This window comes from Pleomorphomonas koreensis DSM 23070 (assembly GCF_000425185.1).
In the GTDB taxonomy this organism is placed as follows: Bacteria; Pseudomonadota; Alphaproteobacteria; order Rhizobiales; family Pleomorphomonadaceae; genus Pleomorphomonas; species Pleomorphomonas koreensis.
Genome location: NZ_AULH01000016.1, coordinates 141,596 through 156,676, shown reverse-complemented (window position 1 = coordinate 156,676; position 15,081 = coordinate 141,596). Strand labels below are relative to the sequence as shown.

Annotated in this window: 16 protein-coding genes; 8 read left to right on the top strand and 8 right to left on the bottom strand. The window is 67.7% G+C overall.

Annotation, left to right across the window (positions count from 1 at the left end; translation table 11 throughout):
- The 5 genes from H512_RS0114765 to pseC form a co-directional block, all read left to right on the top strand.
- Window positions 1–306: IS5/IS1182 family transposase (locus tag H512_RS0114765; RefSeq protein WP_026784108.1), on the top strand; the 306-nt coding region annotated here is incomplete at its 5' end.
- A 346-nt stretch (window positions 307–652) separates the two neighbouring features.
- The gene (locus H512_RS25870; RefSeq protein ID WP_053239912.1) at window positions 653–1,492 is read left to right on the top strand and encodes a hypothetical protein; all 840 of its coding nucleotides are present in this window, start codon (window positions 653–655) and stop codon (window positions 1,490–1,492) included.
- 56 nt (window positions 1,493–1,548) lie between these two features.
- Entirely contained in the window at window positions 1,549–2,628 is a 1,080-nt protein-coding gene (locus H512_RS26390; protein ID WP_169507164.1) for a glycosyltransferase family 4 protein, read from the top strand.
- 95 nt (window positions 2,629–2,723) lie between these two features.
- Window positions 2,724–3,725, top strand: coding sequence for a UDP-N-acetylglucosamine 4,6-dehydratase (inverting) (pseB, locus tag H512_RS0114750; protein ID WP_026784106.1), 1,002 nt, complete (start codon window positions 2,724–2,726; stop codon window positions 3,723–3,725).
- Window positions 3,722–4,900, top strand: a complete 1,179-nt coding sequence (gene pseC, locus H512_RS0114745; protein WP_026784105.1) for a UDP-4-amino-4,6-dideoxy-N-acetyl-beta-L-altrosamine transaminase — start codon at window positions 3,722–3,724, stop codon at window positions 4,898–4,900. The genes pseB and pseC overlap by 4 nt, the downstream gene beginning before the upstream one ends.
- On the opposite strand, the gene H512_RS24215 is transcribed toward pseC, so the two are convergent.
- From H512_RS24215 to rfaD, 6 genes are read right to left on the bottom strand one after another with little or no spacing between them, the layout of a single operon-like run.
- Window positions 4,901–5,980 (bottom strand): glycosyltransferase, encoded by a 1,080-nt coding sequence (locus tag H512_RS24215; RefSeq protein WP_036791898.1) that lies wholly within the window; start codon window positions 5,978–5,980, stop codon window positions 4,901–4,903. It abuts the gene before it with no gap.
- Window positions 5,977–7,089 (bottom strand): glycosyltransferase family 4 protein, encoded by a 1,113-nt coding sequence (locus H512_RS24210; protein ID WP_053239911.1) that lies wholly within the window; start codon window positions 7,087–7,089, stop codon window positions 5,977–5,979. Before H512_RS24210 ends, H512_RS24215 begins: the two co-directional genes overlap by 4 nt.
- 3 nt (window positions 7,090–7,092) lie before the next feature.
- On the bottom strand, window positions 7,093–7,839 hold the full coding sequence (locus H512_RS0114730; RefSeq protein ID WP_026784104.1) for a glycosyltransferase family 2 protein: 747 nt from the start codon (window positions 7,837–7,839) through the stop codon (window positions 7,093–7,095).
- Window positions 7,836–8,852: a lipopolysaccharide heptosyltransferase I gene (waaC, locus tag H512_RS0114725; protein WP_026784103.1), complete on the bottom strand. Its 1,017-nt coding sequence runs from the start codon at window positions 8,850–8,852 to the stop codon at window positions 7,836–7,838. Before waaC ends, H512_RS0114730 begins: the two co-directional genes overlap by 4 nt.
- Window positions 8,849–9,847, bottom strand: coding sequence for a lipopolysaccharide heptosyltransferase II (gene waaF / locus H512_RS0114720; RefSeq protein ID WP_026784102.1), 999 nt, complete (start codon window positions 9,845–9,847; stop codon window positions 8,849–8,851). Before waaF ends, waaC begins: the two co-directional genes overlap by 4 nt.
- Entirely contained in the window at window positions 9,826–10,773 is a 948-nt protein-coding gene (rfaD, locus tag H512_RS0114715) for an ADP-glyceromanno-heptose 6-epimerase (RefSeq protein WP_026784101.1), read from the bottom strand. Before rfaD ends, waaF begins: the two co-directional genes overlap by 22 nt.
- 120 nt (window positions 10,774–10,893) lie before the next feature.
- Between rfaD and rfaE1 the strand changes: the two genes are divergently transcribed.
- Genes rfaE1 through H512_RS0114700 form a run of 3 tightly spaced genes read left to right on the top strand, consistent with a single transcriptional unit; the run spans window position 10,894 to window position 13,567 of the window.
- Window positions 10,894–12,351: a D-glycero-beta-D-manno-heptose-7-phosphate kinase gene (gene rfaE1 / locus H512_RS0114710; protein WP_026784100.1), complete on the top strand. Its 1,458-nt coding sequence runs from the start codon at window positions 10,894–10,896 to the stop codon at window positions 12,349–12,351.
- Window positions 12,352–12,365: 14 nt separating this feature from the next.
- Window positions 12,366–12,941 carry a D-sedoheptulose-7-phosphate isomerase gene (locus H512_RS0114705; RefSeq protein ID WP_026784099.1) on the top strand — a complete coding sequence of 192 codons (576 nt, stop codon included), beginning with the start codon at window positions 12,366–12,368 and terminating at the stop codon, window positions 12,939–12,941.
- The gene (locus H512_RS0114700) at window positions 12,938–13,567 is read left to right on the top strand and encodes a D-glycero-alpha-D-manno-heptose-1,7-bisphosphate 7-phosphatase (protein WP_053239910.1); all 630 of its coding nucleotides are present in this window, start codon (window positions 12,938–12,940) and stop codon (window positions 13,565–13,567) included. The genes H512_RS0114705 and H512_RS0114700 overlap by 4 nt, the downstream gene beginning before the upstream one ends.
- 13 nt (window positions 13,568–13,580) lie before the next feature.
- Here the strand turns inward: H512_RS0114700 and H512_RS24205 are convergent, their stop codons facing one another.
- Complete coding sequence (locus H512_RS24205) at window positions 13,581–14,387, bottom strand: hypothetical protein (protein ID WP_053239909.1); 807 nt, start codon at window positions 14,385–14,387, stop codon at window positions 13,581–13,583.
- 80 nt (window positions 14,388–14,467) lie between these two features.
- Window positions 14,468–14,941 (bottom strand): transcription elongation factor GreA, encoded by a 474-nt coding sequence (gene greA, locus H512_RS0114690; protein ID WP_026784097.1) that lies wholly within the window; start codon window positions 14,939–14,941, stop codon window positions 14,468–14,470.
- Between the last annotated feature and the right edge of the window lie 140 nt (window positions 14,942–15,081).

The window sequence follows — 15,081 nt, the reverse complement described above, 5'->3', positions numbered from 1 at the left end:
GCCGAAGTGTTGATCGATGGCCTTGGTGAAGGTGACATCCTGCTGGCCGACAAGGGCTACGACAACAACGCCATCCGCGCCAAGGCTGCCCAACGAAAAGCCTGGGCCAACATCCCGCCAAAGGCCAACCGCAAAGGCACCTTCGCTTTCTCTCGATGGGTTTACCGACAGCGCAACCTCGTGGAACGGTTCTTCAACCGGATCAAACAGTTCCGAGGCATCGCCACGCGCTACGACAAACGGCCCGAGAACTACATGGCCGCCCTCAAAATCATAGCAGCGAGGATCTGGTGCCTCAGCTTATGAGTCTACGGCCTAGGACATTTGCGGCTCTCTAGAGACCGGCCGCCAAATCACGGACATCGCGCACATGGCATCCTTGGTATGGAAAGGACTGGCCTTTGTCCCTGATGTGGCTGACTCGGATAAGGGTCGCGCAATGCATATCGAACTTTGATCGGTTGCCTTGGTCTTCCCCCTGCCCTGTCGGGCCATACTCCGTTGACAACGCCCCTCGCTGGACGGATAGCTCAAACTATCTGGCGCGAATGCCGGTCGGAACCGCGGCCTAATCTGGCGGGTCGTCCTTTATGGAATTTTTGTAATGACAGCTCCTATGAAGGCCAGACGTCTCTATACTCGCCGGGAGAAGTTGGCGCTCAAGGGGGTGCAGAACCGTTTCAAGCGCTATCGCAACGCCCTCGTCAGCTATTGGTTCTGCCGTCGAGAGGCCCCGGAACTCCACACTTTCCTCCAAAGCCTCGGCGATGCGTCGGGACGGAACCTCCTGTTCACCATCGCCTTTCGCGAGACCTGGACGATCGATCTTCTGGCGCGGGCGGTGGCCCGGCACATGCCCGAATGGACGTTGGTGGTCATTGACAATTCCCGCGAGGACGCGGATCGGGCGGCGATTGCGACTGTGGCCCGAAAATATGAGCTTCCCTATCTCGGACTGCCGGCCAATCCCGAATGGAGCCCCAATCGGTCGCATGGTCTGGCGCTCAACTGGACCTGGCGCAACGTTGTTCGGGCGCTGCGCCCACATAGGTTCGGCTTCATTGATCATGATTGCTTCCCGATCGCTGCCACGCCCTTCCTGCGCCATCTGGAAAAGCAGCCGGTCGATGGGCCGATCATCCGGCCGCGCTTTGTCGAGAACGCCTGGTATATCTGGGCCGGTTGCCTGTTCTTCAATTTCGGACTGGTCGAGGGATTGAAGCTCGATTTCAATCACGACCAGCATCTGCGCCTCGATACCGGTGGGCGGCTGTGGACTACCCTGTTCCGCCATCTCGACGAGAATAGCCTTGATCTGGTCAAGTTCGAGCCGCTCTCGCTCACCAGCTCTGATGGCGAGCGCGTCTACACGCCGGCTTGCATCGACAATTGTCTGGTGCATTTTGGCGGCGGCTCCTATCGCCGAGGCGAGGAGGCGGATCGCTATCGGGCGACTGTCGTGCGGCTGATCGAGGAGACCATGGCAGGCTGATCTGAGGCGAGATGAGCCAGGGAGAACGGGGGACAAAGTTGGCCGGAGAGCAAGCCGTGCTGTTCCTGCAACGCCGGGCTGGACGAGCCGGTGCGCAGACCTGTCTGTTCCGGTTGGCCCGCGCCGACCGGCTCGACGGTGGCCGGCCCTTCGTAGTAACGGCGGGAGCAGGCTGGCTCACCGAAGCCTGCGCCGCCGCTGGCATTCCGGTCGAGACGCTGCCGTTTCCCTCTTCGCGGTCACTTGCCGGTCGGCTCTGGGGTATCCGGCTATGGGCATGGCGGCTCGCGGCGCGCCTCCGGCAATTCGGCTGGGCGCCGACCATTGTCATCGGTAACGACCATCAGGAATCGCTGTTGACGCGGGCGCTTGCTACGGCGCTCGGCGTGCCGAGTGGTGTCATCCTGCGCTCATCGGGGATGACGGGGCGCGATTTCGTGAAATACGGCTGCGGCCGGCACGACGTCGTCTTCGCGATTGGCGAGGACTTCCTCGGCCGTGTCCGCGCCTTTCCGGGCGGCGAGAAGGCGCGGCCACTGTTCGATGGGCTCGCTGATGAGGATTTCATCAAGGCGCCGCCGCTATCTTCAGCCTTTCCCGAGTGCGCCCTGGTGCTGGGCACGCCGCATCCCGATAAGGGCTGGGGCGACCTTCTTCGGGCGCTCGACCGCCTGCCGGCCGAGGCGCCGGTTCGTCACCTGCGCCTCGACTTCACCGCAGTGCCGAGCGATGTCGAGCGGGCCGGCCTCGGGCTTGATCGCTTTGACCTGTCGCTCTGCCGCTTTCTCGGCCACACGGACGATTTCGCGAGCCGACTTGCCGGCTATGACCTCGTCATCAATGCCTCCCGGCGCGAGACCTTTGGCATGGCGGCGCTCGAGGCGCTGGCGGCCGGTCGTGTTCTCATCTCATCACGAACCGGGGTGATTGAACGGGGGCTCGAAGAGCCGCGTCTGCTGTTCCGCCCGGCCGACGTGGAGGAGCTTGCCTCCGTCCTCGCCGACCTGCCGGCTATTTGGGAAGCGATGCCGCCGGTGATCGATGCCGCGCGGTGGCGCCTGGCGGAGACCTTCGGCATAGCCGGCGCGCTCTCGCTGTTCCGCGCCGGCGTCGCGTTGGCGCCGAGGCGGAGTTGAGTTGATTCTTGAGGCCCCGGCCTTTATGACACCAGCATCTTTTCTGCCGGGGAAGCCGTCCTGTCGCTCCCTCGCGCCGGACATATGAGGGTCCCTTGTTCAACGGCAAAAGCGTTCTAGTCACCGGCGGCACCGGCTCGTTTGGTCGCAAGTATGCGCGCACGCTTCTTGACCGCTACGACCTCAAACGCCTCATCATCTTCTCGCGCGACGAACTGAAGCAGTTCGAGATGCAGCAGGAGCTGAACACGCCCTGCATGCGCTACTTCATCGGCGACGTGCGCGATCGTGTCCGCCTCATGGAAGCGTTGCGCGGCGTCGACTATGTGATCCATGCGGCGGCCATGAAGCAGGTTCCGGCCGCCGAATACAATCCGATGGAGTGCATCCGCACCAACATCAACGGTGCCGAGAACGTCATCGCCGCCGCCCTCGACTGCGGCGTCGAGCGGGTGATCGCCCTCTCCACCGACAAGGCCGCCAACCCGATCAACCTCTACGGCGCCACCAAGCTCGCCTCCGACAAGCTGTTCGTCGCCGCCAACAACATCGCCGGCGGCCGCAAGACGACCTTCTCCGTGGTGCGCTACGGCAATGTGGCCGGCTCGCGCGGCTCGGTGGTGCCGTTCTTCGAGAAGCTGATCGCCGAGGGCGCCGCCTCGCTGCCGATCACCGATCCGGAAATGACGCGCTTCTGGATCACGCTTCAGGAAGGCGTCGACTTCGTGCTGAAGAACTTCGAGCGCATGAGCGGCGGCGAGATCTTCGTGCCGAAGCTGCCGTCGATCCGGGTCGTCGACCTCGCGACGGCCATGGCGCCCGGCCTGCCGCAGGAGATCATCGGCATCCGCCCCGGCGAGAAGGTGCACGAAGTGATGTGCCCGGCCGACGACAGCCATAGAACGCTGGAGTTTGCCGACCATTTCGTCATCCAGCCGTCGATCGTGTTCTTCAACCGCGATCAGAAATACGACGTCAACCGTCTTGGCGAGCAAGGCGTGCCGGTGCCGCGCGGCTTTGAATACAATTCCGGAACCAACCCGAATTTCCTGTCCATCGAGGAGATCAGGGCGTTCAACGAGAGAGCCAGGAAATGATCCCCTACGGCCGGCAGGACATCAGCCAAGACGACATCGATGCGGTTTCGGAAGCATTGAGGTCGGACTGGTTGACGCAGGGACCGGCCGTTCCGCGTTTCGAGGCCGCCCTCGGCGAGATTTGCGGCGCTCCGCATGTGGTCGCGACGTCGAACGCCACGGCGGCATTGCACATCGCCGCGCTGGCGCTTGGCCTCGGCCCCGGCAAGCGTCTCTGGACGGTTCCCAACACCTTTGTCGCCTCGGCCAACTGCGGTCTCTACTGCGGCGCGGAGGTGGATTTCGTCGATATCGACCCGTTGACGCGCAACATGTCGGTGGCGGCGCTTGCCGCCAAGCTCGCGGCTGCCCGCGCGGCGGACCGGTTGCCGCACGTCGTGGTGCCGGTCGATTTTGCCGGTACATCGGCCGATCTCGCTGCCATCCGGGCGCTTGCAGACGATTACGGCTTCTTCATCCTGGACGACGCTTCGCATGCCATCGGCGGCCGCTATCAGAACCATCCTGTTGGCGATGGCGCGCTCGCCGACATCTCGGTCTTCAGCTTCCATCCTGTGAAGATCGTCACCACCGGCGAGGGCGGCGCTGCGGCGACCCGCTCGGACGATCTGGCGGCGCGCCTGCGCCTGCTGCGCAGCCACGGCATCACACGCGACGCCGCCGCCATGAGCGGCCAGAACCCGGATGCGGCTGACGAGCCCTGGTATTACGAGCAGGTCGACGTCGGCAACAATTACCGCATGACCGATATTCAGGCGGCGCTCGGCGCCAGCCAGCTGAAGCGGTTGCCGCAATTCCTTGCCCGGCGCCAGGAGATCGCGGCGCGCTATCACCATCTCCTGAGTGATCTGCCGGTGATCCGTCAGTTCGTGCCGGATGACGTCTATTCGGCACTGCACCTTTATGTCATCGAGCTTGATGAAGACGTGCAGCGGTCGCGGGCCGAGGTGTTCCGCGCCATGCGGGCGCAGGGTGTCGGCGTCAACGTGCACTATATTCCCGTGCACCTGCAGCCGGTCTACCGCGCCCTAGGCTTCAAGCCGGGCGACTTCCCCAATGCCGAGCGCTACTACAGCCGGGCGCTGACGCTGCCGATGTATGCCGGCCTCACCGACGCCATGCAGGACGAGGTGGTCGAAGCGCTCGCGCGGGCGATCGCCGGTCGTGCCGGCTGATCAGCGACGGAAGAAGTCCCCCACCGCCCGATACATCCCCTCCAGCGAGTGCCGCTCTACCGCACGGGCGCGTCGGATGCCGGGTGTCGGCGCTGCGGCGGGTGCGGCGGCGAGCGCCGCGGCCAGCGCGCCTGAGTCCTGCGGCGGCACCAGCGTCACGCCGGCAAGGTCGGCGGTGCATTCGGGGATGCCGCCGATCGGGCAGGAGATGATCGGAAGATCGACGGCCATCGCCTGGAGGACGGCTTGCGGGATACCCTCGTTGGCGTAGCTCGGCAGTATGAAGACGTCGAGGGCGCGCAGCCAGGGGACGACGTCGGACTGGCGGCCGGCCATGGTCACTCGGTCGGCAAGGCTGAGTTCGGTGATTTTGGCCTTGAGGTTCGTTTCCTGCGGACCGTCGCCAACGATCACCAGCCGGCTGTTCGGCACATTGGCGGTGGCGAAGGCGTCGAGCAGGACAGCGTGGCCCTTCCAGGAACGCAACGTGGCGACGATGCCGAAGATGAAGGCATCTTCCGGCAGGCCGAGGGCGCGGCGCGCCTCGTGGCTGTCGCCGGGCGAGAAGCGGTCGGTGTCGATGCCGGTGGGCACCGAGGCGACGCGCTCCCTTGGCAGGAAGCCGTCTGTGGTGAGTTGCTCGACGATGGCCTCGCCGGTGGTCATCACGAAGTCGCAGCCGTGGCGGTAGATCCAGCGGCTGGCGAAGTTGCGCGGCACGTTGGCCGAGATGTGGCGGGTACGCACGACGCGCGGGCGATGCTTGAGGCCGAGGCGGGCCAGCGCCACCACCCAGGAATCGATCGACGAGTGGGTGTTGACCACGTCCGGTCGCATATCGGCGAGTAGCCGCCGCATGGCGCGCACGGCGCCGAGCCCCTTGCTCCGGAGCGGCATGGCGAGGGCGGGTACGCCATAGGCCGGCGCCGCCTTCAGGATCTCGGAACCGGCATTGGCGGCGATCGTCACCTTGTGCCCGTGCTTGATGAACACCGCCGCCTCGGTCAGCACGCGGATCTCCTGCCCGCCCCAGCCTTCGGACGCCTCGGTGTGCAGGATGGTGAGCGGTCGGTCGGTCATTGGAACTCCCGGTAGAGGTTGCGCCAGCGGCGCGTGGCGTCCGCAAGGTCGAAGCGGGCGGCGAGCGTCCGTGCCTTTTCGGCGCGGGCCGGCAGGTCGGCGATCACCGTGGCGAGGGCGGCGGCGAGATCGTCGGGATTGCGGCCGGCGACGGCGCCAGCGCCGGTTTCCACGATGTGAACGGCGATGCCGGTGTCGGGCGTCACTACGGCCGGCAGTCCCGAGGCGAGCGCTTCCAGCGCCGCGTTGGGCATCGGATCATAAAGCGAGGGCAGGGCGTAGAGGTCGGCGGCCGCATAGACCGGCCTGACATCGTCGAGGCCGCCGAGCAGATGGACGCGGTTGCCGAGGCCCAGCCGGTCAACGAGGGCTGCGAGGCGCGCCGCCCGGCGGTCGCGGCCGGCGATCAGCGCATGCACGCCGGCGAGATTGGACGAGCGCAGCGCCTCGACGAGCTTGAAGGCGCCCTTGCGCTCGAAGCCGGAGCCGACGAAGGCCACCACCGGCACGCCGCCCGGCAGGCCGAAATTCTGGCGCGCTACGGACTTCTCCTCGCCGCTGGCCGGGCGGAAGCGGTCGAGGTCGACGCCGTTCTCGATGACGCGAAGGCGCGCCTCCGGCACCGACAGCCAGTCGCGCAGCTCGCCGGCCACCAGTTCACTGTTGGCGACGAACAGCGTGCGTCCGTCGGCTACCATGCGCCGCTCGGTATCCATCACCAGCCGGTGCATGGGATCGAACCTGAGGGTGAGAGCGCCGAGCGGGCCGCGCTCGCGGCCGAGCCGGTCGACCCAGGCGGCATGGACGCCGTCGCCGGCCCGGAAGATGTCGGCGCCGACCAGCCGCTCGTGCGTCTGCACGAGGTCGAAGCCGTTGCCGGCGATGAGGTCGCCGACCGCTTTCTGGAAATGCCGGTTCTTGCCGGCACGGGTAAAGCCGCCGCGCGACACCAGTCGCCGGTCGAGACCGGGCGCGTCGCCTCCGGTCCAGTTTTCGGCGATCACCGTCACCGCCTCGCCGGCCGAGATCAGGGCGCCGGCGGCGGTCAGGATGAAGCGCTCGGCGCCGCCGTGCGGATCGAAGCGCCTGCGGATGATGGCGAGCCGCATGGATCAGCGCTCCCAGCTAACGGCGAGATAGCGCCAGAAGCTCTCCTGCGCCTTGGCGGCGGCGGCGACGAAGCCGTGGGCGCCGTCGAGGAAGCCGGCCTGCAGGAGATAGTGCTTGAGGAAGGTGAACAGGCCATGGCCAATGGCCGGGCCGAGGCCGCCACGCTTGCCGCGCCGGCGCCGCACCTCGGCCGAGGCCAGCGCGTAGCGGCGCTGCTTGTCGAGCACCTCGTCGATGCCGCGATAGCTGAGATGGTCCATGGGACTGGCGAGATCGGCGACCGGGCCGCCGACGATCAGGCTCTCGTGGACGATGTCGGTCGAGAAGCGAGCCGCGGCGCGGCGGGCGAGGCGCAGCACGCGGTCGGGTGCCCAGCCGCCATGACGCATGACGCGGCCGAGGAACTGGCTGCGGCGGTCGATGCGGTAGCCGTCGGCGGTTGGGGCGGCGATCGTGGCGCGGATCTCGGCGGCAAGCTCGGGCGGAATGCGCTCGTCGGCATCGACGGAGAGCACCCAGTCGCCGCTGGCGAGGTCGAGCGCCCGCTGCTTCTGCGGCCCGAAGCCGGGGAAGTCGGGCGTTTCCAGCACGGTGGCGCCGGCGGCGCGGGCGATGTCTGGCGTGCCGTCACGGCTGCCCGAATCGACCACCACGATCTCGTCGCAGAAGGCCAGCGCGGCGAGGCAGTCGGGCAGGTCGCGTGCCTCGTCCCGGACGATCAGGATGGCGCTGAGACGAGGGGCGGTCATGAGGCGGCGCTCCCGATCAGGCGGTTGATGGTGTCGAGGACGAGCGACGGCGGAATGGTGTCGACGCAGGGCTGCACGGTGCCGACCGGCACCAGCGGGCAGTCGCGCTTGCGACAGGGGGCGCAGGCAATCGTCGCCTCCAGCACCGCCGCCCGGCGGCCGGCGACGCCGGTGAGGCCGGGCTTGGTGCTGAGGAACAGGGCGAGCGTCGGCCGGTCGAGGGCGGCGGCAAGATGCGTGAGGCCGGTGTCGCAGCCGATCACCGCCGCTGCCCGGCCGATCAGGCCGGCCATCTCGCCGAGCGGCGCGCGCGGCAGCAGCACCGTGCCGGGGGCACCGGCGACGACGGCGCGGGCCACCGCCTCCTCGGCGGCGTCGGCATGCGGCAGCTGCGGCGTCAGGCCCTCGGCGACAAGGGCGCGGGCAAGCTCGATCCAGTTCGCCGTCGACCAGCGCTTGCTCGGCCAGGTGGTGCCGTGCAGCAGCACGACTGTATTTGTCCCCTCCTCGGCCGGCGCGGCGATGCCGTAGTCGAGGGTGGCAAGATCGGGCCGGTAGCCGAGGATTTCCCCGAACAACAGGCGCAGCCGGTCGATGGCGTGGCGGTCGCGCGGGATGGCGTGGCGCTCGCCATAGAAGCGGGCGGCCAGCGGTTCGCGGGCGCTTGTCCTGTCGAGGCCGGCCACCCTGGCGCCGGTGATGCGGGCGACGAGAGCGCTTTTGATGAGTCCCTGGGCGTCGATGACAAGATCGTAGCGCTCGGCCCTCAGCGCCCGGCGCAGGGCGGCGGCGGCGCGCCAGGTGGCCGGGGACAGCGGCGCCTTGCGCCAGGATCGCAGGCGAATCTCGTGCACGCGGCGGACGCCGGGATGCAGGCGGACGAGCGGCGCGAAGGCCGCCTCGACGCACCAGTCGAAGACGATGTCGGGACGCGCCTTCAGCGCGTCGGTCAGCGCCGGCAGGGTGTGGACGACGTCGCCCATCGACGACATCTTGACGATCAGCACCTTCATATCGGGTCCGCCGCCAGCAGCCGATCGGCGGCCTCGGCCACCATCTCGACGCCCAGCGTCCTGAGGCAGTTGAGATGGCCGAGCGGGCATTCGCGCTGGTGGCAAGGCGAGCACGAGAGGTGCAGCGAGACGAGTTCGCGCCGGTCGGTGAGCGGCGGCGTGTTGTCGTAGGAGGTGGAGCCGTAGACGCCGACCACCGGCGTGCCGACGGCGGCGGCAACGTGCATCAGGCCGCTGTCGTTGGCCACCGCGATGCGGGCGGCGCCCAAGAGGTCGATGGCATCCTCGAGGCGGGTCTCTCCGGTGAGGTCGAGCACATCGGGGGCGAGGGCGGTGATCGCCTCGCCCACCTCGCGATCCTTGGCCGAGCCGAGCAGGATGGTCCTGAGGCCGCGCTCGGCGAAATGGCGGGCGAGGCCCGCGTATTTGTCCTCCGGCCAGCGCTTGGCCGGGCCGAATTCGGCGCCCGGCATCAGCGCCGCGTAGCCGCCGGCCTGAAGGCCGTGGGAGGCGAGCAGGGCGGCCTGGTTGCCGGCGTCGATGGAGAGATGCGGCGGCCGGAAGGCGCCGCCGCCGGCCAGCAGGTGGAACATCTCGGCCGTGCGGCGCTTCCGCGCCTTCGGCAGCGGCACGATCCTGTTGATCAGGCCATAGCGCATCTCGCGCAGGAAGCCGACGCGGACGGGAATGCCGGCGAAGAACGGCACCAGCGCCGACTTCCAACTGCCCGGCAGCACATAGGCACGGTCGTAGCGGCCGCGCAGGGCACGGCCGGCCTTCAGGCGCTCGAACAGGCCAAATTCCTTTGGCCTGAACGGCGCGTCGACGCGAGCACGCGCCTCCGGCATGCGGTCGATCAGCGGCGCCGCCCAGGCCGGCGCCATCACGTCGATCCTTGAGTCCGGATAAAGCTCCTTCAGCGCCGTGATGAGGCACTGGGCCATCACCATGTCGCCGACCCAGCGCGGTCCGATCACGAGGATGCCTTCAGCCATTCCACATACTCTTTCACCCCGGTGGCGACGTCGCGGAAGGCGCCGTTGTAGCCGGCGCCGCGCAGCCGGCCGAGGTCGGCCTCGGTGAAGCTCTGGTAGCGGCCCTTCAGATGCTCTGGGAAGGGAATGAACTCGATGGCGCCGCGGCCGAGCCCGCCGATCACCGCCTCGGCCACCGCCCGGAAGGGCTCGGCGCGGCCGGTGCCGCAGTTGAAGATGCCCGACACGCCGCGCTTCCAGCACCAGAGGTTGACGTCGGCGACGTCGGCGACATGCACGAAGTCGCGCCGCTGCTCGCCGGGGCCGTAGCCGCCGTAGGCGTCGAACAGCTTGGGGTTCTCGCCGGCCCGCACCTGGTTGAAGAGATGGAAGGCCACCGAGGCCATGCTGCCCTTGTGGCCCTCGCGCGGGCCGTAGACGTTGAAGTAGCGCAAGCCGACCACTGGCGAATGATCGGCTGATATCAGGACGTTGCGACGCACGTAGTCGTCGAACAGCTTCTTAGAATAGCCGTAGACGTTGAGCGTCCGCTCGAATTCCGGCTCCTCGCGGAAGGTGTCGCCGCCGCCGTAGGTGGCCGCCGACGAGGCGTAGAGAAACGGCACCCTGCGGCGCAGCGCGTAGTGAAGCAGCGCCTTGGAGTAGGCGTAGTTCACCTCCATCACATATTTGCCGTTCCACTCGGTGGTGGCCGAGCAGGCGCCCTGATGGAAGATGCCGTCGATCTCCAGCGTCTCGTCGCGCTCGACGCGGGCCAGGAAGCGATCCTTGTCGTCGTAGTCGGCAATGGCGAGGTCGGCGAGGTTGCGGAACTTGGTGCCGTCGGTCAGGTCGTCGACGACGAGGATATCGGTCCGGCCTTCGGCATTGAGGGCGGCAACGATGTTGCTGCCGATCATTCCGGCGCCGCCGGTGACGATGATCATGCGGTTGTCCTCAGCAGGGCGGCCCCTCGGGGCGCGGTCGGAAAATCTGGTAACACTTTTCGGCCCGATGCTCTAGAAGGAGTGCGGACTGCCATCCGCTGGAGCCTTGCAAGCGCCGAAATGCCTGACGCCGGTCTTTCCTATCACGCCGCCATATCGAAGTTTTCCACGCTGACCGTGCTGGTGGCCGGCGACTTCATGCTTGACCGCTTCGTCCACGGCAAGGTGAACCGCGTGTCGCCGGAAGCACCCATTCCCGTGCTGAGCCACGGCCGGGACGACGTCATGCTCGGGGGGGCGGGCAATGTCGTCGCCAACGTCGCGGCGCTCGGCGGCCGGGCGATCCCGGTGGCGGTGATCGGCGCCGACGAGGCCGGCGCGCAGTTGCGGCGCCTGTTCGATGCCCGCCGCATCGACCATGGCCGGATCATTTCCAGTGTCAGCCGCAGCACCACCCGCAAGACGCGCTTCGTGGCGCAGCAGCAGCAGCTCCTGCGTTTCGACGAGGAGGTGGTGGCTCCGCTGGCGTCACGCGACCGGCAGGCGATGGTCGCGACCTTCACCGCCGAACTCGGGCGGGCCGACATCGTCGTTCTCTCCGACTACGGCAAGGGCGCGCTCTGGAACGGTGTTGCCGCCGAGCTGATCGCCCTCTGTCGGGCGGCCGGACGGCCGGTGCTGGTCGATCCCAAGGGTACCGACTACCGCGTCTATCGCGGCGCCACGGCGGTGACGCCTAACCGCAAGGAACTCGGCGAGGCGACCGGCCTGCCGACCGGTTCGGACGCCGAGGTCGAGGCGGCCGGCCGCCTGCTCCGGCAGAGCTGCGACCTCGATTTCGTGCTCGCCACCCGCAGCGAGGAGGGCATGAGCGTCGTCGAGGCGGCGCGGACGCTGCACCTGCCGACCAAGGCGCGCGAGGTGTTCGACGTCTCCGGTGCCGGCGACACGGTGATCGCCGCCTTCGCGCTGGCGCTGGCCGCCGGCTGCGAAATGGGCATGGCCGCCGAGATCGCCAACGCGGCGGCCGGCATCGTCGTCGGCAAGCGCGGCACCGCCCAGACCGATCCCGACGAATTGCTGGACAGCCTTTCCGCCGGCCGTTCCGGCAGCTCCTTCGACCGCGACGGCGTCGTCCGGCTGGCGGCGGCCTGGAAGGCGGAGGGCCTCAGGGTCGGCTTCACCAACGGCTGCTTCGACATCCTGCACGTCGGCCATATCGCCCAGCTCGAGGACGCCAGATCGCGCTGCGACCGGCTGATCGTCGGCCTCAACACCGACGCCTCGGTGCGCCGCAACAAGGGCGAGGGACGACCGATCAACATCGAGACGGACCGGGCGCGGCTACTGATGGCGTTGAAGGCGGTCGACGCGGTGGTGCTGTTCGACGAGGAGACGCCGATCGAGCTGATCCGCGCCATTTCGCCCGACCTTCTGGTCAAGGGCGCCGACTATACCATCGATCAGGTGGTCGGCGCCGACTTCGTGCTGGCCAATGGCGGCAAGGTGCACCTGTCGCCGATCGTCGCCGGCCGGTCCACCACGGCAACGCTCGGCAAGATCGCTTCGCTCGGATAATGGAAGGGAACGGCATGGCCGGACTGCAAGACTATCTCCAGACGTCGATCGACGGACTGGCCGCCCTGCGCGACTACGATCTCTCGGCGAAGGTGGAGCAGGCGGTGGAGGCCATCGTCACGGCGCTCGGCGCCGGCAAGCCGATGCTGGTCTGCGGCAACGGCGGCTCGGCCGCCGACGCGCAGCATATCGCCGGCGAACTGGTCGGCCGCTTCCTCAGGGAGCGCAAGGCCTACAACGTCATCGCGCTCGGCACCGACACCTCGGTGGTGACCGCCTGGAGCAACGACTACTCCTTCGACAGCCTCTACGCCCGGCAGGTGGAGGCGCACGGCTCGGCAGGGGGGGTGCTGTTCGCCATCTCGACGTCCGGCAACTCGAAGAACGTGATCGCCGCCGCCGAGGCGGCGCGGCAGGCCGGCATGACGGTGATCGCGCTGACCGGCGAGGGCGGCGGCAAGCTCAAGCCATTGTCTGACGTGCTGCTCGACGTGCCCTCGCGCTTCACGCCGGTGATCCAGCAGGGTCATCTCTGCCTCTACCACTACATCTGCGGCGCCGTCGAAGATCGCCTGGCGGGTGCGGCGTGAGCCGCCGGCTCGTCAACGACCCGCGCCGGCCCGGCGACGATCCGGGACTGTGGACCGAGGCGGAGGAAGACATCGGACGGTTCTCCGGCCGGCCGGCGCTGTTCCTCGACCGCGACGGCGTCGTCAACGAGGACACCGGCTATCCCTCGCGTCCCGAGCATATCCGCATTCTCGGGGAGATCATCGAGCCGATCCGGCGGGCCAACGCCGCCGGCTGGCCGGTGGTGGTGGTCACCAACCAGTCGGGCGTGGCGCAGGGCCTGCTGAGCTGGGACGATTTCGCCGCCATCACCGCCCATATCGACGCCGGCCTTGCCGCGCAGGGCGCCCGGCTCGATCTGGTGCTGGCCTGCGCCTATTACGGCAACGGACGCCCGCCGCTCGATATCGATGGCCATCCGATGCGCAAGCCCAATCCGGGCATGCTGCTGGAAGCCGGGCGGCTGACCGGCCTCGATTTCAAGCGTTCGCTGATGGTCGGGGATCGGGAGAGCGATTTTCAGGCGGCGATCGGAGCGGGCGTGCCGCATCTGTTCTCGCCGGCGCCCGACTGTATCGGCCTGCACCTCGCGCTGACGATCGAGCCGGTGCATCCCCTCGCCGAGGCGGCGGGCCTCATCGCCTGAGGCAGGCGCTGGATCAGCCGCTCTTGCCGGTGCCTTCGGGTGCGCCGAAGCCATATTTCCTGAAATAGTCCAGCACCCAGCCGACCGGCTTGTAGCCGAACTTGCGGCTGGTGCCCCAGCGGACGCCTTCGGGCTGGACGAGATCCCAGGGGCGCGGCTTGCCGTGGAACACGACGATCCGGGCACGGCGGGGACGCGTGGGGGAGAAGACCAGCGACAGCGGCCAGTACCAGGCGCAATGCCGGCGGAAGCTGACGCACCAGTCAGGCGGCCAGTGATGGATCTTGCGGGCGGCGACGGTGAGATAGCTCTGGTCGTTGTGCGCCCGCTTGAGTTCAGCCGCCGGCGCCGCAACGAAGGTTTCGAACACGTAGTCCATCTCGCCGGGGCGGAAGCCGAACAGCGCCGACTGGGCGCCGCGATAGGGGCGCCAGGCCACCGGCAGGACATTGTAGATGAAGGGATTCCACTCCCGGAGGATGTGCAGGTCGCCCATCGCCTTCACCCGCTCGGCGAAGGGCGCGATGTCGGCCAGCACCATCATGTCGAGGTCGATGAAGATCACCGCCTCGGCGCCCGGAAACAGGCCCGGCTTGAAGATGGAGAGCTTCGGCCAGCAGCCGTCGCGCCAGTTCTCCGGCTTGAGCCCCATTTCGGGAATGGGCTTGGCCTCGATGAAGTCGTCGAGGCCGCTGGGATCGTCGGTCAGGCAGACATAGGAAAGATCGACGCTCGACCGGTCGCGGACGGCGCGGAACAGCAGGTTGACGCGGTCGGCCGTAAAGGCGCTGCCCCATTTGAAACACGCAACGACGATCACGATACCATCCCCCAGCGGCTATCCCGGACGTCACTATCCCGGACGTCAGGCCGACAGCTACGCCGGCACGCCTTGCCATCTCACCTGAAGACCACGTCCAGGATCTCGTAACCGCGGGCGCCGCCGGGCGCGGCGACCTCGACGGAATCGCCGACCTGCTTGCCGATCAGCGCGCGGGCGATCGGCGAGGAGATGGAGATGCGGCCGCCCCTGACGTCGGCCTCGGCGTCGCCGACGATCTGGTAGGTCTTTTCTTCCTCGGTGTCCTCGTCGACCAGCTTCACCGTGGCGCCGAACTTCACCGTGTTGCCGGTGAGTTTTGCCACATCGATGATCTCGGCGCGCGACAGCATGTCCTCCAGCTCGGAGATGCGGCCCTCGTTGTGGCTCTGCTGCTCCTTGGCGGCATGGTATTCGGCGTTTTCGGACAGGTCGCCGTGGGCGCGCGCTTCGGCGATCGCCGCGATGATGCGAGGCCGTTCCTCGGATTTGCGCCGCTGCAACTCGCTCTCGAGAGCGGCGTGCCCGCCGGCGGTCATCGGGATCTTGTCCATCGGTCTCAAGGCCTTTCAAAAAATCACAGCGCCCGGCGCCAAAGGCACCGGGCCGCTAACTCCTCCGTCGCCGCCAGACCGACACCCTTCACGGGCCTGCCGGCGGCTCTGTTCATCAGGCATGCCGCCTGGCTCGGCGG

Excerpts from the sequence above, each read along its gene's own strand:
- rfaD (WP_026784101.1), bottom strand. The coding sequence starts at position 10,773 with ATGATCATCGTCACCGGCGGCGCCGGAATGATCGGCAGCAACATCGTT.
- waaF (WP_026784102.1), bottom strand. The coding sequence starts at position 9,847 with ATGGCTGAAGGCATCCTCGTGATCGGACCGCGCTGGGTCGGCGACATG.
- greA (WP_026784097.1), bottom strand. The coding sequence starts at position 14,941 with ATGGACAAGATCCCGATGACCGCCGGCGGGCACGCCGCTCTCGAGAGC.
- H512_RS24215 (WP_036791898.1), bottom strand. The coding sequence starts at position 5,980 with ATGACCGACCGACCGCTCACCATCCTGCACACCGAGGCGTCCGAAGGC.
- waaC (WP_026784103.1), bottom strand. The coding sequence starts at position 8,852 with ATGAAGGTGCTGATCGTCAAGATGTCGTCGATGGGCGACGTCGTCCAC.
- rfaE1 (WP_026784100.1), top strand. The coding sequence starts at position 10,894 with ATGCCTGACGCCGGTCTTTCCTATCACGCCGCCATATCGAAGTTTTCC.
- pseC (WP_026784105.1), top strand. The coding sequence starts at position 3,722 with ATGATCCCCTACGGCCGGCAGGACATCAGCCAAGACGACATCGATGCG.
- H512_RS24210 (WP_053239911.1), bottom strand. The coding sequence starts at position 7,089 with ATGCGGCTCGCCATCATCCGCAGGCGCTTCGATCCGCACGGCGGCGCC.
- H512_RS0114705 (WP_026784099.1), top strand. The coding sequence starts at position 12,366 with ATGGCCGGACTGCAAGACTATCTCCAGACGTCGATCGACGGACTGGCC.
- H512_RS0114730 (WP_026784104.1), bottom strand. The coding sequence starts at position 7,839 with ATGACCGCCCCTCGTCTCAGCGCCATCCTGATCGTCCGGGACGAGGCA.